Below are 18,770 nucleotides of genomic sequence, written 5' to 3' on the forward strand. Positions count from 1 at the left end.
TTGACACGATTTTTAGCCAAATACAAAAAAGTCGGGAAGGAGATAAACCGCATCTCCTTTCCGACCACATTAAACATCGCGTTGACAATTTTATTTTGTGAACAAATTAATAATCACCAGGAGAATTACTGCTCCTACTGAGGCAACAAAAATACTCCAAAGATTAAATCCGGTTACTCCCGTGGTGCCGAAAAAGCCAAATACAAAACCACCAATCATGGCGCCCAGTATTCCAACGACAATATTTTTAATAAGTCCCATTTTTTCATTGTTTTTTGTCAGCATGCTGGCCAGCCAACCGGCTAAACCACCAAGGAAAATCCAGCTAAAAAATCCCATGTTATCACCTCCTTTCTTAATTTTTAGGTACTTGCGACCCTTCCTTCAGTCTTGGGTTTCGTTTTTCAATCACCTAATTTTCTTCTGTTTATTATTATACCCGCTTATCTTTAAACAAACCTTCCAACTTCATCGTTTTAATCAGCCCCGCTTTCTCTCCACCTTATTATTTAAATTTTTTATTAGTCAGTCAAAGCTTAAATTGCATCTAAGCTTTTAGCGTTAAAATAATTAGTTGTAGCCTCTATTGAGATTACCACGTTTTTCGATTCACTATTTTCCATATCCACGATTAATTATAGAAAGGCACTTTCAACTCTTAACTGATAAAAGTGAAATACAATCATGCAGATTAATTCGACTGAGCTCCCCTTTTCTGAAGACCTGGACATGAATGGTAGTTTAAAGGAGTTTCTCCTACAGCAGCAGATTTACCGGGCTGCCATCAAAGAAATTAAAACCAAGCTGGAAATTCTGGATGAAGAATTCCAGGCCAGATATGACCATAACCCGATCCATCACATGGAGTACCGGCTAAAATCCCCCCAGAGCATCGCCGGAAAGATGCAGAAAAAAGGGCTGGAAATTACGGCTGAAAACATCCGTAAAAACCTGACGGATATTGCTGGAGTTCGCGTCATCTGTAACTATTTACATGACATTGATCGGATTGCCAACCTGTTGCTGCGCCATGATGATATTACCCTGATCCGTAAAAATGACTATATCAATGAGCCCAAGAAAAATGGCTACCGCAGCCTTCATCTGATTGTGCTGGTACCCATCTTTCTGGCTGAGCGAACCGAATCCGTTCCGGTGGAAATCCAAATTCGTACCATCGCCATGGATTTCTGGGCCAGTCTTGAACATCAACTCAAATACAAAGGTCATAGCGATATCTCCGAAGGGCTTCGGGAGCGGCTCAAATACTGTGCCGAGTCAATTACCCGACTGGATGAAGAAATGCAGATGATCTACGAAGAAATTACTACAAACGACTGCGACCAATAATAATCGATACCGAGGCAATCACCTCGGTTTTTTTATGCTTTTTTTACATATCTTATTGACACTCTGATTATTCCATGTTATCTTATTTATATTCATTACTGTTTAGTAATAATTACCTTTAGCGAAGGTTCACACTCAAGACTCTGGAACGTTCCCCTTTCTTTCCTGACTCTTGCTAAGTCGAACTAACTATTTAAACTATTGATATGGAGGAAAACAAATGTCAGAATCAAAAACATTAAACAATCTTATGGAGGCGTTTGCCGGGGAGTCTCAGGCAAACAGAAAGTACACTACCTATGCAAAGAAAGCTGAAGCTGATGGAAAAATCAATGCGGCTAAATTATTTAAAGCGGCAGCCGATGCTGAAACCCTACATGCCTTAAAACATTTTGAAGTCGCTGGTAAGATCCACAGCACTACTGACAACTTAAAAGACGCCGTGGCTGGAGAAACACACGAGTTTACCGAGATGTATCCGGATTTCATTAAAGCAGCTGAAGCTGAAGGCAATCAGGCTGCCATTAAAACCTTTACCTTTGCAATGAAAGCTGAAGCCGTTCATGCCCGGCTGTATCAGGAAGCCCTGGAAAACCTCGATCAAACTGAAGAAATCTTCTACTACCTCTGCCCCCTCTGCGGAAATATTGAAAAAGCCGTGCCTGACAAATGCCCGATCTGTGGCGTTCCCGGAACCAGCTTTATTAAATACTAAACCCTGCATCTTTCTTATCTCCTAACTTGATAAAACCAGAAGAATTCCACTGCCGTCTGGCAAGCATTCTTCTGGTTTTCTGTGTTCTTAGACCAGCTGCCTCTTGGCATACTTATAGAAATACGCTTCTTTTTTCATCAGTTCATCATAGGTGCCGGATTCAACGATGCTGCCTTTTTCCAGCACCAGAATCCGGTCGCAATCCATAATCGTACTGAGCCGATGGGCAATCACAATTCGGGTGGCGTCGAGATTTTTCAAGCTTTCAGAAACAGTCTTCTGGGAACGGTTATCCAAGGCACTGGTGGCTTCATCAAAAAAGAGTATTGCCGGATTGGCCGCAATCGCTCTGGCAATCAGCAGCTTCTGCCGCTGGCCTCCAGACAGGGTACCGGCACCCTCTGCCACCATGGTCTTGAGACCCATCGGCATTTCCCGGATTTCTTCATCCATCCCGACTTTTTTAAGTAATTCCCAGATTTCATCTTCCGATAGTTCTTTTTTTGAACCGGCAATGTTTGATAAAATATCCCCGGGAATCAGTTGACTGTCCTGGAGAACTACCCCCATTTGCTTTCTGATTTCCCGGATATCGACACTTTCCAGATCAAAGCCGCCACAGTAAATACTGCCACTGGTGGGTTTTTCAAAGCCCAATAGCAGCCGCAACAATGTTGATTTACCGCTACCAGAGGCCCCAACAACGGCCACATATTCGCCATGTTTAATATGGAGAGAAATATTATCCAGAATCGTCGCCCCCCCGGGATAATAGGAAAAGTACAGGTGCTTAATTTCAATCTCTCCCTGAATCTTGCCCGGGGTCGTTTTAAAGCTATCCACTTCGGGCACTCCGTCAATGATCGGCTTGGTGTTTTCATACTGGGGCACCACGCTATTGATGGAAATCAGGGTTTGCACCAGCCCCAGCAGCGACGAGATAAAAATGACAAAGGCCGAATTGATGGCTACAAAGCCCCCGGAGGAAATGCTATTGACACTGACATAATAGTAGATCACACACATCGACAGAGTCGGCAGGGCAATGGTCATCAGCCGCAGTAAGGCCATCAGCTGGCCGCGTTTATACTCCACCTTCCGCTGTTTGGCATATTCCCTAACCCATTTCAGATAAGAACGGCTTTCGGCGCCAGCCACTCGTAGCCGTGAAACCGAGGTGATGAGCTCAAAAACCATGCCCGAAATATCATTGGACATTTCCAGTGATATCCGTTGGCATTTCATTTGCGCTTTTCCGATGACCAGGGTGATGGCCACACTGACCGCCGTTAAAGCCATGGCAATGAAACCAATAGTGGTGTTGATGGTAAAAATATACAATCCGTTGATTAGTGAAAATGAGCTGGTGATAATCATTGTGATAACATTCACCGATAGAATTTTCTGGATCATTGCAAAGCCAGTGGCCCGCATCGCCAGCGCACCCGATGAATACTGTTTAAAAAATGAGGCCGGCAGGGATAACAATTTGTCCAGCAGAGAATTCTGCAAAATTGACAATTTTCCCTGAATGCGAAGCACACAGATGTTCTGCACCATTGCAAACAAACCCCGACTGATGGCCACCGCCACCAGAATAAAACCGACGACCAAAATTGTCACCGACTGATTCTGAGGAATCCAGACGTTGAAGGCCTCCTGCATCGCCATCGCCGGTAACAACGAGAGCAGCGCCGCCGCCAGTGCCAGCACCAGCGTTAAGACCAGATCCAGTCGCCGAAACAGCTTTAAGCCCAGTTTCACCATTTCTAAGAAAGAAACGGGTTCCTTGGGAAGAGGTGGGTAAAAAACATAAGCCCGGTCGAATTCCGACTGAGCATCCACTTCCTGAGCTCCCCCATCACCATGCCAGCACCGATAGCGACTGGGGGATTTTGGAATCAGGGCGACCGGCTCCCCGTCTTTTGTAAACGCCAGCATCGGGCCGTTATCATGCTGATACCAATTGGCTTTAAGTTCCACCTGGCGGATTCGAAATCCCGATTCATCGGCAATCAGTTTAAAGGGATCACCACCACTAAGCTTTCTAAGCGGGGGTATTTTAACGTCAATACCCATCGCCTCAGCGACTCTGGCCACAGCGGCAATCAGGGGATTATCATCCAGAGCGGCCGATTTTTTAGGCGACAACACACTGTCGAAGGCTTTTTGGGCACTATTATCGTATTTTTTATTGAGCTGTCGGATTTCTTCTAATTTTTTTGCCATCTTATCCCTCAGTTCTGATCAGACTTGCATACTCGCCACCTAAAGCCATTAAATCTTTATGGGTTCCCCGTTCAACCACAACGCCACAGCTTAACACGATGATTTCATCACAATCCCGAATCGTCGACAACCGATGGGCAACCAGGATGGTGCTGATGCCCCGGCGCCGGATGTTTTCACTGACCGCAGCTTCGGTGGCCGTATCCAGAGCACTGGTAGCCTCATCCATGATCAGTATTTTGGGATTTTTGCAGAGTGCCCGGGCGATTTCCAGGCGTTGCCGTTGACCACCACTTAAGTTTTTGCCACCCTCGGTTAAGATATGGTCAAAGGCATTGGGCAGCGCCAGAATATCCTCATAAATACAGGCATCTTTGGTGGCCTGGATGACATCCTCGACGGCAATGGTCTCATCCCACATCGTAATATTATCCAGTACCGAAGCTGAATACATGACGATTTCCTGATCGACCGAACTCATTGTATTGACGCGCAGTTCAGTTGGTATTGCCTTAATATCAATGCCATCGATACGGATTTCACCACTCCATGGCTGATAAAGGGTGGTTATCATTTTGGCAATGGTCGATTTACCGCTGCCCGACGAACCCACCAGCGCAATCGAGCCACCCGCCCGGAGTGTCAGGTTCAAGCCCTGAATAATCGGAGCCGATAAGCGGTTATAACCAAAGGTCAGATCCCGGATCTCAATCTCACCTTCTAATTGATCGCAGTCAAACCCATCCAATGAAAGTTTTTCGGCTTCCAGGGCGACATCTTCGGGATACTTTTCAACATCATCGAGACGTGAAATATCGGCGATCATCCCCTGCAGAGCGGCGCTGGTACTGACCAGTTCGCTCATTGGCTGAGTAAAACCAGTCATCAGAGTGTTAAAGGCCACAAAGGTACCGATGGTCATCGCTCCCATTAAGACATACTCACTGCCAATGGTAAAGATCAGGGCCGTTAAAATACTGGTCATCAGAGTCGGCAGCACCGAAATAATGGCTTCCATCCGGCCCATTTTCTGTTCCACCGCCAGGGTTTCGGCACTGAGTCCAGCGATCCGGGTAAAGAAATTATCTTCTTCCCCAATCGATTTAATGGTTTCGATGGATTTTAGATTAACCATGATCCAGCCAATTGATTTTCCCTGATACTGGAGCAGTACCCGGTTGTTATCGGCATTTTTCTTGGCGGTGTACTGCAGCAGAAAAATATTGATTGCGGTGATAACAATCCCGATCAGGGTCAAGATGACATTATATTGAAACAGCAAAATCAGGTATAAAAAGGCCGTGACCAGATTGACCAGAATCCGGGCCAGATTGCTTGACAATGCGGTGGCTACCGTATTGATGCTTTGCATCCGGCTGTTGATATCCCCGGATTGGCGCTGATTAAAAAACTCCACCGGCAGCCGCAGCACGTGCCGCAGATAGGCACCGGCACTGTCAATGGCAATATAGTTCTCCATCCGCACCAGCGCGTTTTCCTTTAGCCAGTTAAGAATCGCCTGGAGTACCACCGTGTTTAACAGGATAAAAATAAAGATCAGAATATCGAATCTTTCGGTATTATTCAGGAAATAATCGACAAAAATTTTAGCATAATTTGCGATGATCAGCCCAGGAATGACTAGTAGCACACCCAATACCAGGGCATAGAGTAGCGGTGACACGCCGGTTTGGGAAAGTCGTTTATAGAGCGCCTTCCAAACATTGGGTTTTTCTCCAGCTGGCGTGAAATCGGGTCCCGGTCGGGATTCAATGACGACTCCGGTAAACATCTGCCCCAGTTCCTCTGTGGTGATCACCCGTTGTCCCGAAGCCGGATCGCACAGATATACCTTGTCGTTTTTAAACCCTTCCAGCACTACAAAATGACTAAAATCCCAGTGAATGATCACAGGCATTACCATTTCTTTTAACTTATCAACGGTGCAGACAAAGCCCTGGGATTCCAGACCATAAAGCCGAGCCGTTCTGGCAATGTTCCCGGCCTTAACACCATCCCGGGATACCCCACAATCGATCCGTAGCGTTTCCAGGGTTTCGTAGCGCCCATAATAGGCCAAAATCATCGACAGTGAAGCAACCCCACATTCCACCGCTTCCATTTGCAATACAACCGGAACCTTGGCTATCTTAGGCAGTTTTTCGTGCTCATCCCAACTTTTTTCGGATTGTGATTTCGTCATGCGTTGGCCGCCTTTCTAGGAAATAATCAGATCAATGAGATAAAGCTGATCGGTAAAAATCGTCGCCGTGCCGGAGGTTCCTGCGATAATTTCACCGTTAAAGCCATTGTTTTCTTTGGTCCAGATATAATTTCCCTGATCGTCCACCTTGGGATCGATAATAATCAGCATTTCGATGGGGCTCCCTTCATCCTGGGACAAGCCGCTGAGCGAAACACTACGGACAATCCCTCTTAAATAGCCATATTTATCACTGTTGACCGATTCCAGATTGATAAAAACTTTATCACCTTGCTTGACATTAATGGCCCCTTCATAGCTGGAATAGGCCTGAACCACCACCGTGGTGTCTTCGTTTTCCCGTTTGACAATTTTACCGAGCGTCGAGTTTTTGGGAATGTATGCCCCATCCTGAAAACTCAAGTCGGCGATCACACCACTTTCCATGGCCACAATCATGGTTTGCCGTTTCACCAGACTTTTTAGCTGATCGGTCAAGACAGTTCCGTTACTGATCGATGTTGCCGTTGCTTCGGTGGTCAAAACCCCCAGCAAATCACCCCGTTTGACATAGTCGCCATTGGAGACGGCCAACTGCGACAGGATTCCTTCATTTTCAACCACCACATCCACCGTGCCTTCACCATAGGCTACCACCGCATCGGTGGTGGTGGTAATATTAATGGGAACGGTCACGGCGTAAATCATCACGCCCACCAGAAAAATAATAATACCCAATAAAATCAGCAGATTTCCCGGACCGATGACTGTCATCAGGGCCGCATGTTCACTTTTGGGAGTGCCTTTATCCTCTTTATTCCGAAATATCGATTTATTCACCGCTGTTGCCTCCCCCTGTTATATTATTTTTGGGCACCAATTGATCATTTAAATAGATCTTCTGAAATACCGGTATCCCAGTGATCAACCGTTTATTAAAGCTTAAGCCGCCATAGACGGTCTCAAAACTGTTTTCCTCCAGCACTTTTCTGATCGCCTCAATTTTCAGACTTTGGGCCTGGTTGGCCGCATCAGCTGCCAGATGCATCGCCATGTAGGCCTGGGCGGCCGGCAGATCCGGTGTCAAACCATAAGCCTGCTGATAGGCCTGAATAAATGCGGCCTCGGCACCAGTGGTAGCGGTATTGTTAAAATAACTGGTGACCTGGATCAGGTTTTTCATACTTTGAGGAATTGTATACGCTTGAATCTCAATGTCATAACTGGCAAAGATTGGCCGGGTGTTGCCGGTTTTTTCCAAATACTCATAAAGCGCTGTGATATCATTGCCGACACAGGCACTAACAATCGCCTGAGCCCCCATACTGTCCCATTTTTTGACATAATAGCGGAAATAATCGAGGTTTGGCAGATACGAAACTGCATCAACAATTTCAATGCCCGTCGCATTGGCATGTTCTTCAACCTTTTGAATAAAGTCTTTACCATAAGTATTGCCAGCACTATGAACAACCGCAATCCGGCTGATTCCCTGAGCCGCGATGCTGCCAACCAGCTCACTGGCCATGGCATCGTCGGACGGCGCACAAAGATAAGCCCCCGGATTTTGGGCTAAATTCAATTTCGAACTGGCAATAATCGGGGCAAAGAGGAGCTTATTGTTCTGGTGATAAATGCTCCCCACCTTTAGTACATCGTCGGTACTGCGATGGCCAATGACAATCGGGAAATCCGAATTTTCGGCGATTCGAGTGGCTACCTCTACTGCCGTATTTATGTTGTTACCATCATCATTGTAGTTTACTTCAATGGACTGATTAAGAATTCCGCCCTGATCGTTGATCTCCTGGGCGGCCAGTTCAATGCCATTTTTGAAGGATTGGCTATAATCTTCCGAGAAAGGGTACACCACATCGACTGACAATTTACCGTTTTCCTCAGTCTTGCCGGTACAGCCAGCACCGAGCAAGCCGCCGATCATCAGGATGGTCAGGACGGCTAAGATCATCCGTTGTTTTTTCATGTCCGTCTCCTTATTATTAGATTAAGTAATTGCGAAACTGCACCCAAAGCAATCATTGTTCGATGCCTTTTCATTTCGAAATTACCTATTGAGATAATTCTTAGTCTAAATAAACGCCGAAAATAAAATCAGATAGCGGTCACTTAGGCTTTTTAGCGATATGTTCAGATCCACCGGGGCACAATTTAGCCTGGCTGCCGTTTCTGCGATGGTAAAGCGGCCAGCGCCAGCCAGAATGTCAAGTTCGACCGGACTGAGACTATTAATATCCAGCAGCGAAAAATCCGGAATCATCTGGATCACTGCGTTATTTTTCTCTGGCTCGCTCAGTTCATGCCATTCTTTTAACAGCCCTTGATACTCAGTCAGTTTTTGATAATAGGCTACCATGATCGGGTCTTTGGCATAGATAAATTTAAGGTATCCGGCGGCAATGCCATAGTTAAAGGCCAGCTTAAAGTCAGTGTAAATCCGTGCTTTAGGAATCAAACCCTGTTTAAACTGCTGTTTCATTTTATTTGAAACTGCCGTAATAAACCGGGAACGCGCCATGCAGATTTCCGGCAACGACAGCGCCTCGGTATGGTTGACTGGAAAATCCTCGAGGTTGGTCAGACATTCCCGATCTTCCAGCGTGATTCCAAATTTTTCGGGATGCTGATAAATTTGAGTGCCGGGCAGGGGCATAATAAAAGTTGTCGATAGATCCAGCATCCCCGGGGCCAGATCCAACAATTCCAGTACTGTTTTGGTGGTCTCAGCCAGGGTTTCCGCAGTTTCAAAGGCTCCGCCAATAATATAGTTCCCGGTTAACTGGGGTAAACCCTCGGCGTAGCAAAGCTCAACCACTTTTTTAATATCAGCGGGGCTAGCCTGTTTGCCATAGGCTTTGAGCACATCAGCCACCCCGGTTTCCATCCCGATCTGCATTCGCACCATGCCGCTGTCAATCATTTCCCGGATCAGCTCGGGGTGTTTGATTAAAAAGCCGGGATGGCCTTCACAAAACCAGACAAAATCATATTTTTCCCGTAAAACTTTCAGGCCAGCTAAGATCTGCTTCAGTCTAACCGGATGGGTGGTAAAGGTATCGTCACAAAAAAACAGGTAGCGGGGGCGGGTGCTTCTTTTTAGTCGTTCTTCAATTTCAGCCAGGACATCTTCGGCCTGACGCAGCCGCAGATTTTTGGAATTCCCGCCCTCAAAACAAAAGGCACAACGATAAGGACAACCTCTTGCCGTAATAACCGACAACAGCGGCCGCTCCTGAAACTCCAGGACATCTTCGTTGCGGGGCCATTCGTATCTGGCAAAATCCTCCAGATAAACGTAATCGGCGTTTTGATCGGCTCGAAGCTCGCCCGGAACAAATACATCTTCACCCCGAACCCTGGCACTTAACCAGGCCAAGAGGGATTCTTCGCCTTCGCCCTTAATAATCGCATCGGCCTGATATGTTTTTAGATCTTTTTTCGTCATATGCAGGGTTTGGGGGCCGCCTACCACCACATAAAAATCATGCTGCTTTTTTAGCTCACTGCAAATCGCCGCCACTGCCGAACGATTGTCAAAATCACAGTAGAAACAGACCGCAAAGAGGCGGTCTGTCAAATTTTTGATGGTTTTTACCACATCGGTGGTAATGCCGGTGTACGCTTTGGCCTTAAAACCATTGGCATTGAGCTGGGCCGCCAGGGTAAGAATTCCCAGATTTTCAATCATTTCAAAGGTTCGTCCCCGGATCATCCGTTGGGTATAAATGAGTAAAACTTGGGGTTTGCTGCTTATGGTCTCCGGTATAAAATCCACTTATGGCCCTCCATTTTATTCAGGGCCTGCTCTGCCTGATTGTAAAAATCAGGATTGATGCCCTGGGGATCGAGCTTCATTCTGCCCTGCAGCAGCACTTCTTTTTTTGACAGCTTGCCATTGCATAATTTCAGCAGGGTATAGTCGATTTCATCGAGTACCTGATTAAATATCTGCGGTCTTTCGCCGCTGACATCGGTGTAAAGCCATAATTCAAAGGTGCGGTGAATGACAGCCTCTTCATCGTTTTTTCCCAATTGAGTATGGAGAACATACTCATCCGAAGCCCGCATTTTCCAGTAGGCGTCATCAATCGGAATATTTTTATAGACATAATCATTCCAGCGGGTAAAAACGCCGTATTGTCGCCCCAGTCGATACGAATCGAGAATTACCGCTTCGGGAATTTTGCCGTCAAAATAAATTTTGCGCATTTCATTCTGCAGTCGCTTGTTGGCCTGCAGGCGAATGTTTGTCAGATCGGTAAAATCCAGTGTTTCGGTGCGAGACAGGGGAATGTCCTCATTACAACAATCAATCAACTCTTCATAGATGGACATCCCGAATTTTTCGGGATGGAGAGTGATTGGCGTTTTGGGATAGGGCAGAAATGAAAAATAGGCCGTTTCAAACTGACCCGGGGCATTATAGAGCAGTTCCATAATCAACGACTCCGATTCTTCAATGGTTTCCCGGGTTTCATGGGGCCCACCCAAAATAATATTGCCAGAGATTCCGTGAATCCCCGATTCAACACAGTGGTTGATGACATCGACGGCCATTTTCCGGGTGATTTTTTTATTATAGCTTTTTAACACCTGATCACTGCCTGATTCCAGCCCAAAAAAGATTTTGACAAGACCGGCATCGGCCAGATGCTTAGCCATCTCGCGATGCTTGTCAATGGTTGAAATATGGGCGCTGGCAAACCAGACAAAATCGTAGTCTGTGCGGATTGTGGTTATTTCTTTGCAAATCTGATCGACCCGATTATGATCAAGGGTAAAGGTATCATCGAGAAAATTAACATAATTAATGGCCGGGTTGCGTTTAAAGTTGGCTCGGATTTCGTCCATCAGCGATGGCACGGAGTGCCGGCGAACCCGTTTGGCATTGGCCCCTTCATAGCAGAAGGTGCAGCCAAACGGACAACCCCGACCGGTCAAAATCGGCAGCAGGCCAAAATGTTTGTAATCATTGGTCAGGGTGATGTCGGGCCAGGGAATCGTATCCAGTTCTTCCGGTGGCTTTCTCGGCTCATTTTCCACCAGGGCACCCGTTTCATCAAGGAACATAATTCCCTGAATCGTTTCGAGGGAACCCTTCCTGTTTATAAAAAAATCCATCAGCTCCAGGATCGTTTCTTCTCCTTCGCCAATACAGGCGGCTGCAATGGTGGTATCTTTTAAAAATTCAGCGTCCATTCCGACTGTCTGTGGACCCCCGGCCAGTAAAATCACCTCAGGATAGCGCCTTTTGACTTCCTTAGCAAAGGTTTTGACCCAGTGAATATTGTTAAAATCACAGTAAAAGCCGATAATTTGGGGTTTGTCCTCTGTTTCCATCAATGCGACCACATAATCCAGGGCTTCTTTGGCATAGCCTTGAAACATCTCGGCCTGATAGCCCTTATGCCTTAATAGTTGGGTCAGTATATTCATCCCCAGATTACTGCCGGGAATATAACCGCTGACATAGCGGTGTGATTTGATTAATAATAGTTCCATCTGCACCGTTCCCCCTTTAAACTACTGACGGTTATTCCAATCAGTACTTTGAAGGGGAAATCTCCCCTTCAGTTGTTCTAACTCATCGCCGTTTCGGTTGCGACAAATGCATAATCCACACCAACAATACTTAGGCCACCGGCCGCCTGATCCAATTGATCGTCGCTGATTGGCTGTTTGTCTTTTGCTTCTTTAAATGCTGCTTTAAATTCAGCTGCCGAGCAGGTATAGCCCAATTTGGCAACAATCACATCAAATTCTGCGCCTGTTTTGGCTTCATTGATCTGTTTTGCCAAAACCTCATCCGTTAATACTTTTGCCGCCAATGCTCTTGCACCATCGATACTCATGTTCTTCCTCCTTTCTCTACTATTTCAACTGAATCATGAATTGAGTCAGTTAATTTTAAAAACAGGTAGACAATCACACTGCATTAAAAATTTTACTCGTAATCGCGTCTAATTCAGTCACTTTTTTATTTATCGCTCCTTATTTTACTCCCCTTTAAATTACTGACTCTATCTGAATGATCATATGAGTCAGTAATTTGAAGGGGAAAATCCCCTTCGTTGTTTAATGACTAAGCTCGAGCGGTTTGTGTTGCTGTGAATGCGTAGTCTACGCCAACAATACTTAAGCCACCAGCAGCCTGATCCAGTTGATCATCACTGATTGGCTGTTTTTCCTGTGCTTCTTTAAAAGCAGCATCAAATTCAGCTGCAGTACAGCTGTAACCCAATTTTGCGACCACTGCATCAAATTCTGCTTCAGTTTTAGCACCATCAAGTTGTTTTGCCAAGGCCTCATCGGTTAAAACTTTTGCGGCCAATGCTTTTGCACCATCAATACTCATGTTCTTCCTCCTAAAAAGATTTTGGCTAAATCACAAAATGTGTCAGCCAATATTTAAAATTAAATTGATCCCATAGATCAACTAATTTTCCATGGAATTCTTCCTGGTTGTGAGCTGAATCCCCAGGTCTTAAAACCAATTCGACTCAGGGAACGATTGGTGTCATAACAAACGGGTAGTCGATCCCCACCAATGTTATTCCACCAGCAGCATGATCCAATTCCTCATCACTAATCGGTTGTTTTGCTTGTGCTTCTTTAAAAGCGGCCATGAATTCAGCAACTGAACAACTATAACCCCATTTTGCAACAACGTCATCAAATTCTGCTTCTGTTTTTGTGTCGCGAATCTGTTTTTCCAACACTTCATCCGTTAATACTTTTGCGGCTAATGCTCTGGCACTATCAATACTCATGTCGATCCTCCTTTTAAAAGATTTTGGCTAAATCACAAAATGGGTCAGCCAATATTTAAAATCAAATTGATCCAGCAGATCAATTAATTTTCCATGGAATTCAGCCGGATCGTGATACGGGCCACCAAAATGTTCATATAATTCGACTTCGATCTCGGCCAGACTTCTTTTCCCGGCACAACGCAGCAGCAGCTCATACTCCAGCGGTGATAGCGCCATCCCATCGAGTTTGGGGAAGCCTTCGGTAAAGGTCATCGTGCGCCATAATTCAAAGGTGCGTTGGGGATAATCGCTGGAAAAATCCATCGATCCTTCAAAGGCCTGCCCTTCCTTTAAATACAGCACGTAAAAGTATTCATAGGCTCTGGGATTGGCAGCAATTTCCTCAAACCAGCGGCTGCGGATGCCATATTTCAGGGCGGCGTTAAATTGCTTTTGCACCACCTCATTTTTTAACGCATGGTTTTTGATTTTATTCTGCATACTTTGGCGGATCACCTTGTTGAGTTCCTGACGCATGTTCATGATCTGATCCTGCCTACATCCCACTGGAGTGACAAAGGGATAATCATCACCGGACAAGCGGCCCGACTGATCATGCAGTACTAAATTAAACTTCTCCGGATTATCCATGATTTCGGTACCCGGATACGCTCTTAAAAAGCCGGTGATGATATCAATGATACCCGGAGCCCGATCGATCAGCGTTTTTATCAGGGTTGCTGTTGCCCCCGGGCGTTCCGCTGGCCCGCCAACAATAAAATTGGTGGCAATCTGGGTCAGCCCACAATCAGCGGCATAGGTGACAAATTCAACGATATCATCAATCTTGACATGCTTGTTATAGGCATCAATCACCTGCTGATCGCCCGACTCAATACCAATCTGCAACCGGATCAGTCCGGCATCGATCATCGTTGGCAGAATGTCCATCCAGTTTTTGATTCGGCCGACATGGCATTCGCAATACCAGACCAGGTCGCGATCTTTGCGGATTTCCTTCATCCCCCGGCAGAATTCTTCAATCCGCTCACGGTTGAGGGTAAAGGCATCGTCCATAATAATAATGTATTTCAAATTTGGGTTATTTTGTAAATTCAATCTGATTTCATCGAGTACCAGCGGGATGCTGCGCAACCGCACTTGCTGTTTTCCGGGGCTGGGGGCACAATAGGCACATTGGAAGGGACAACCCCGACCAGTAAAGATCAGCTTGCCGTAGTCGTGATCACTATGCAGGGAAGCGTGGTAGGCGGGCAACGGCAGCGCATCCAGATCTTTGATAATTTCCGGCGGGGTGACCGTAAAAACCCCATCCCTGATCATCCCCAGTCCGTTAATCGCCCTTAACTCGCCCTCATCGTTTAACACCGCCTTTAAGAGCATCGGCAGCGACACTTCACCCTCACCGCTTAAAATATAATCGGCCTGGCTTTCTTTTAGAAATTGCCCATCCAGCCCAATGCTCTGAGGGCCGCCGACGATAACGGGGATCTCCCAGCCGTTTTTAATTTTTCGGGACAAATCAGCAATCAGCGAAACATTATCAAAATCACAGGAAAAGCCCACAGCATCCGGCTGGTTCTGTTTGACTTGTTCCAACAGCTCTTCCGGTTTACCATGAAAAACCAGGGGTTCAAAGCCGGCTTCTTCCAGAGCTCCGGCCAGATAAAAGAGCCCCAGATAATCGTGAACCCTAGTTTCATATTTCTTTGATACATTGCATAGGAGTATCTTCATTTTATTACCCTTTTTCTAGAACGGAACAACAAGAAGCCAGTATTTTTTATCAAAAACTTTCAGGGTTTCAATGATCCGTTCCATTAATTCATCCTGCCCTTCGCCAAATGGTTTACCAAAACGCTCATAAAGCAGCTCGGTCATGGTGGCAATGGTGCTTTTACCGGTTGCATATTTCATGATTTCATATTCAAAGGGTGATAATGCCTCCCCCCACAACAGCGGATAGCCCTGGGAGAAATCGACATCCCGCCACATCTCAATTAACCGCTGGGGCCGCCAGTGCGGCAATTCCTGGCGATCCACATCGACAATCCGACTGGCGGCCTCCCGGGCCAGCATCGTGTAATAAGCCGTCAATGTCGGTTTATGATGGGAAATTATGTTAATCCAATATTTGGGGCCGTTGGCAGCCAGTGATGTTTTATAACATCTTAGAATATCTTCATGACTGAGCTCGCCGTTATTCAACATGATTTTGACCTCATCGACAAAACTCTGGAGATATTCCTGATAGGCCCCCATGATTTCCCGACGATCCATGGTTTCACTGTCCATTAGCGGGTAATCCGAAATACTGCCCAATCCCTGCCGGTCATAAATCGTCAGACCGTATTTTTGGGGATACAGGCCAATATCGGTCATCGGGTAAGGCATCACAATGCTGGGGGCAATTTCCATCATCCCCGGTCCCAATCGCAGCAGCTTCGCCCCAAAGGCCTTGTTCTTTTCAATATGTTCCCGGTTTTCAATGGGCCCGCCCACCAGCAGCGCTCCAAAGACCTGTTGCACCCCGGCATCATAGGCTGCTTTTACGACCGTTTCAACCATTTCCGGGGAAATATTTTTGCGGTAAACTTTGAGCATCTCCTTATCCACCGTTTCAATACCAATTTGCAGCCGGTTAAGGCCCGCATCCACCATCGCCTTTAATACTTCCGGTCGTCGGCTTAAGGACACGACATCGGCCTCACAATAGAACTGGAAGGGCCGGATTGCCTGCAAGACTTTGGCTTCCCGGCAAAACGCATCCAGCCACTTAGGATTGGTGACCAGGGTATCATCACAGAATTTAAAATAACTCAGCTCCGGGTATTTTTGCAGAAAGTACTTCATTTCGGCAATGACGTTGTCCACACTGCGCTGTCGCATCGGCCGTTTTAAGGCCCCTTCATGGCAGAAGACACAGTGGTAGGGGCAACCCCGGCTGCTCATCAGATAGAGACTGCTAAAATCAATCGGGGTAATGCTTTTATCGTAGGCCGGGAAAGGCAACTCATCAAGGTTTTCCACCACCGGGCCTTCGCCCATGTCAATTGCCTCACCATGCTCATTAAGATAAAAGATACCGGGAATCCCTACCAGACTTCGCTGTTCTTTCAAGGCCGACAGCACCGCCACCATCGCCAGTTCGCCTTCGCCTCTGACAATGGCTTTGGCTTGCGATTGCCGCAGATAATCTTCATCCAGAGAAATTGCTTCCGGGCCGCCAATCAGCACCGGAAGCTGATAGGTTTCGGTAATGGCCGCACTGACTTTTTTAACCACGTGCTTGTTTTCAAAATCCACCGAAAAGCCGATCCCACAAATCTCATGAAACGGGTAGCGTTTCAGGTAATCGATGGTCTGATCCGGGCGACATTCACAGACAATGGCATCATAGCCATTGGCATCGAGATAGCTGGCCAGACCATAAATGCCCAGAAAAGCGCCATTTCGGCTGAAGCCGGCAATTTCCATCCCAATTGTTGATAATTTAAAAAGTATAAACTTATTTTTCACGCTGTCCTCCCCGGTTGTTTCCCGAACCTGCCACTGCTGATCAGCTGCCTGGGCGGTCAATGGCCCCGACAACACACACATGCCGACCTGCTCCAATTTTTTAATCGTCTGCAGCAGATGCGCTTTAAAGGCAGTAAAATTTTCAAAGCTGTGCTGGTATGCCGGGAATAGTATTTCTGCCATCTCCAGCATCGATAGTTTTCCGGAGCTGTATTTTAATACTTCAAATTCAAAGGGGGAATAGACAAATCCATTTAATACCGGAATCTCGGCCGCCAGCTCGGGGGTTAGCGACAGCAGTGCAATCCGCTGGGGATGGGTGGCAAATACCGTCTTCTCGTCATAATCTTTCATCAGCTTGTCGCCCCGGATCCGAGCCTTGTACTGAGCATCAAAATAGGGGTAGCGGGAGTAGGCCAGGCCCTGCCACATTCCACTGAGGCCGTATTTTTCACTGAGGGCATAGCTTTTTAGAATCACTTCGTCGGGGATTTCACCATCACTGAGCATTTTTCGCATCAGCCGGGTATTCATTTCGAAAAATTCATTCCGGGCGGCGCAGATTTCCTCAATACTCAAGGTGGCGGTTTCAATCACCGGAAAATCCCCCACTGATGTCAGGGCTTCTTTGTCCCTGACACAAATGCCAAAAGCTTCGGGATTTTTGGACATCGCCGTTTCCGGGAAAGGCATATAGAAGGTGCTGACCACCTCCACCATCCCCCGACCGGCTTTAATCATCTGATTGACGGTATCAAAGGTATAGTCCAGACTCTCCCGGGTTTCCAGAGCGCCGCCAATAATGATGTTGCCGACCAACTGGGGCAGTCCGGCAGCTTGACAGATTTCAATGACCTCAAAGAGGCCTTCCCGTTTGATCTTCTTGTTATAGATATCAATAATATGTTGATTACAGCTTTCAATGCCGATCTGCATCCGCACCAGCCCGGCATCGACCATCATTTTGACAATTTCCGGGTATTTAATGACGATGTTGACATGGGCATCGGCAAACCAGACAAAATCATGCTCCTTCCGCAGCTCTTTTAATTGTTCGCAAAAACTTCGCACCCGTTCCTTATCGAGGGTGAAGGTATCATCACCGAAAAAGATGTACTTCACGTTAGGGTTTTGTTTCAGCCGACAGCGGATTTCCTGCATCACATTTGCGACACTGCGGCGTCTTACATTTTTGCTGTTTCCCCCTTCATAACAAAAAGAACAGTGGAAAGGACACCCTCGTCCTGACATGACTGCCATATGATTGATGCCCTGATGTTGGGCTGATTTAATTGTCCCGGTAATAATTGGCAGTTCATCAAGATTTTCAATGGCCGGATAAATGCCATTATCATAATAACTGCCATCACTTCGGAGTGAACAGAGTCCCGGAATACGCTCCCAGTTTTCGATTGCTTCATTTTGCAGGGCATGGATGGCCTCATAAAGTGAATATTCCCCTTCACCCCGCATAATTGCGTCTGCCTGGCTGGCCCGCAAAAAGGCCTCCCCTAAACCAACGGTCTGGGGCCCGCCTACCAGCACAGTGGCACCGTACCGCCTTTTAATTTCCCGGGAAAAACTTTCAACCGCTGACTGATTCTCATAGTCACAGTATAAACCGACCACCGTATTACTATCGGAGCCGGTTGCTGCCAGAAACTCCAGCCCTTTTAACAGCTCCCCTGAAAAAACCGCCACCTCAATCCCTTTACTGGCCATCATTTCCGCCAGCGACATATGACCAATCGGCTCAATTTGGGTAATCGAATGGGTTCGGGTTCCGCGATGAATCAGCATCAGTTTCAAGTTGATCGTTTTCACTATGTGCCTCCAGTTCAATTTATTCACTTTATTTGTATTGTATCCGCATTTTCGTAATTTTTTATTCACAGTGTATTCTTTTTTCACGGTTTTGTCTATTGCTTTTTTGTTAAAACCGCTGCACTTTTTAGTTTCAGCT

14 protein-coding genes are annotated in these 18,770 nt (G+C 46.4%); 2 read left to right on the forward strand and 12 right to left on the reverse strand.

Annotated features, from left to right (window positions below; genetic code table 11):
* Positions 1–90: 90 nt before the first annotated feature.
* Positions 91–339, reverse strand: coding sequence for a GlsB/YeaQ/YmgE family stress response membrane protein (locus Q7P33_RS13020; protein ID WP_303870934.1), 249 nt, complete (start codon positions 337–339; stop codon positions 91–93).
* Between the two features lie 345 nt (positions 340–684).
* On the opposite strand from Q7P33_RS13020, the gene Q7P33_RS13025 reads away from it, so the two are divergent.
* Together Q7P33_RS13025 and Q7P33_RS13030 are read left to right on the forward strand one after the other, a co-directional pair.
* Positions 685–1,350: a GTP pyrophosphokinase family protein gene (locus Q7P33_RS13025; protein WP_070370848.1), complete on the forward strand. Its 666-nt coding sequence runs from the start codon at positions 685–687 to the stop codon at positions 1,348–1,350.
* Between the two features lie 220 nt (positions 1,351–1,570).
* Positions 1,571–2,065, forward strand: coding sequence for a rubrerythrin family protein (locus Q7P33_RS13030; protein ID WP_303870937.1), 495 nt, complete (start codon positions 1,571–1,573; stop codon positions 2,063–2,065).
* Between the two features lie 87 nt (positions 2,066–2,152).
* Here Q7P33_RS13030 and Q7P33_RS13035 read toward each other — a convergent pair whose 3' ends face one another.
* The 11 genes from Q7P33_RS13035 to Q7P33_RS13085 all read right to left on the reverse strand — a co-directional run bounded on the left by Q7P33_RS13035 (position 2,153) and on the right by Q7P33_RS13085 (position 18,631).
* Positions 2,153–4,294: an NHLP bacteriocin export ABC transporter permease/ATPase subunit gene (locus Q7P33_RS13035; RefSeq protein WP_303870939.1), complete on the reverse strand. Its 2,142-nt coding sequence runs from the start codon at positions 4,292–4,294 to the stop codon at positions 2,153–2,155.
* A 1-nt stretch (position 4,295) separates the two neighbouring features.
* A complete protein-coding gene (locus Q7P33_RS13040; RefSeq protein ID WP_303870941.1) occupies positions 4,296–6,497 on the reverse strand; it encodes an NHLP family bacteriocin export ABC transporter peptidase/permease/ATPase subunit in 2,202 nt (733 codons plus the stop codon).
* A gap of 15 nt (positions 6,498–6,512) precedes the next feature.
* A complete protein-coding gene (locus Q7P33_RS13045) occupies positions 6,513–7,337 on the reverse strand; it encodes an HlyD family efflux transporter periplasmic adaptor subunit (RefSeq protein ID WP_303870943.1) in 825 nt (274 codons plus the stop codon).
* Positions 7,330–8,481 (reverse strand): ABC transporter substrate-binding protein, encoded by a 1,152-nt coding sequence (locus Q7P33_RS13050; RefSeq protein WP_303870945.1) that lies wholly within the window; start codon positions 8,479–8,481, stop codon positions 7,330–7,332. The genes Q7P33_RS13045 and Q7P33_RS13050 overlap by 8 nt, the downstream gene beginning before the upstream one ends.
* A 105-nt stretch (positions 8,482–8,586) precedes the next feature.
* On the reverse strand, positions 8,587–10,290 hold the full coding sequence (locus Q7P33_RS13055; RefSeq protein WP_303870947.1) for a radical SAM protein: 1,704 nt from the start codon (positions 10,288–10,290) through the stop codon (positions 8,587–8,589).
* Positions 10,266–12,017, reverse strand: coding sequence for a radical SAM protein (locus Q7P33_RS13060; protein WP_303870948.1), 1,752 nt, complete (start codon positions 12,015–12,017; stop codon positions 10,266–10,268). Before Q7P33_RS13060 ends, Q7P33_RS13055 begins: the two co-directional genes overlap by 25 nt.
* Positions 12,018–12,094: 77 nt before the next feature.
* On the reverse strand, positions 12,095–12,367 hold the full coding sequence (locus Q7P33_RS13065; RefSeq protein ID WP_303870949.1) for a Nif11-like leader peptide family RiPP precursor: 273 nt from the start codon (positions 12,365–12,367) through the stop codon (positions 12,095–12,097).
* A gap of 230 nt (positions 12,368–12,597) precedes the next feature.
* Positions 12,598–12,870: a Nif11-like leader peptide family natural product precursor gene (locus Q7P33_RS13070; protein WP_296558103.1), complete on the reverse strand. Its 273-nt coding sequence runs from the start codon at positions 12,868–12,870 to the stop codon at positions 12,598–12,600.
* Between the two features lie 145 nt (positions 12,871–13,015).
* Positions 13,016–13,285, reverse strand: a complete 270-nt coding sequence (locus Q7P33_RS13075) for a Nif11-like leader peptide family natural product precursor (RefSeq protein ID WP_303870952.1) — start codon at positions 13,283–13,285, stop codon at positions 13,016–13,018.
* A 27-nt stretch (positions 13,286–13,312) separates the two neighbouring features.
* A complete protein-coding gene (locus tag Q7P33_RS13080) occupies positions 13,313–15,025 on the reverse strand; it encodes a radical SAM protein (protein ID WP_303870953.1) in 1,713 nt (570 codons plus the stop codon).
* Positions 15,026–15,040: 15 nt separating this feature from the next.
* A complete protein-coding gene (locus tag Q7P33_RS13085; RefSeq protein WP_303870954.1) occupies positions 15,041–18,631 on the reverse strand; it encodes a radical SAM protein in 3,591 nt (1,196 codons plus the stop codon).
* Between the last annotated feature and the right edge of the window lie 139 nt (positions 18,632–18,770).

Origin of the sequence: Acetobacterium wieringae, assembly GCF_026646375.1 — a bacterium.
Taxonomy (GTDB): domain Bacteria; phylum Bacillota; class Clostridia; order Eubacteriales; family Eubacteriaceae; genus Acetobacterium; species Acetobacterium wieringae_A.

What these genes read in the sequence shown, in the direction of transcription:
- Q7P33_RS13065 (WP_303870949.1), bottom strand. Translation starts at nt 12,367, where the DNA reads ATGAGTATCGATGGTGCAAGAGCATTGGCGGCAAAAGTATTAACGGAT.
- Q7P33_RS13050 (WP_303870945.1), bottom strand. Translation starts at nt 8,481, where the DNA reads ATGAAAAAACAACGGATGATCTTAGCCGTCCTGACCATCCTGATGATC.
- Q7P33_RS13070 (WP_296558103.1), bottom strand. Translation starts at nt 12,870, where the DNA reads ATGAGTATTGATGGTGCAAAAGCATTGGCCGCAAAAGTTTTAACCGAT.
- Q7P33_RS13080 (WP_303870953.1), bottom strand. Translation starts at nt 15,025, where the DNA reads ATGAAGATACTCCTATGCAATGTATCAAAGAAATATGAAACTAGGGTT.
- Q7P33_RS13020 (WP_303870934.1), bottom strand. Translation starts at nt 339, where the DNA reads ATGGGATTTTTTAGCTGGATTTTCCTTGGTGGTTTAGCCGGTTGGCTG.
- Q7P33_RS13060 (WP_303870948.1), bottom strand. Translation starts at nt 12,017, where the DNA reads ATGGAACTATTATTAATCAAATCACACCGCTATGTCAGCGGTTATATT.
- Q7P33_RS13040 (WP_303870941.1), bottom strand. Translation starts at nt 6,497, where the DNA reads ATGACGAAATCACAATCCGAAAAAAGTTGGGATGAGCACGAAAAACTG.
- Q7P33_RS13035 (WP_303870939.1), bottom strand. Translation starts at nt 4,294, where the DNA reads ATGGCAAAAAAATTAGAAGAAATCCGACAGCTCAATAAAAAATACGAT.
- Q7P33_RS13030 (WP_303870937.1), top strand. Translation starts at nt 1,571, where the DNA reads ATGTCAGAATCAAAAACATTAAACAATCTTATGGAGGCGTTTGCCGGG.
- Q7P33_RS13025 (WP_070370848.1), top strand. Translation starts at nt 685, where the DNA reads ATGCAGATTAATTCGACTGAGCTCCCCTTTTCTGAAGACCTGGACATG.
- Q7P33_RS13075 (WP_303870952.1), bottom strand. Translation starts at nt 13,285, where the DNA reads ATGAGTATTGATAGTGCCAGAGCATTAGCCGCAAAAGTATTAACGGAT.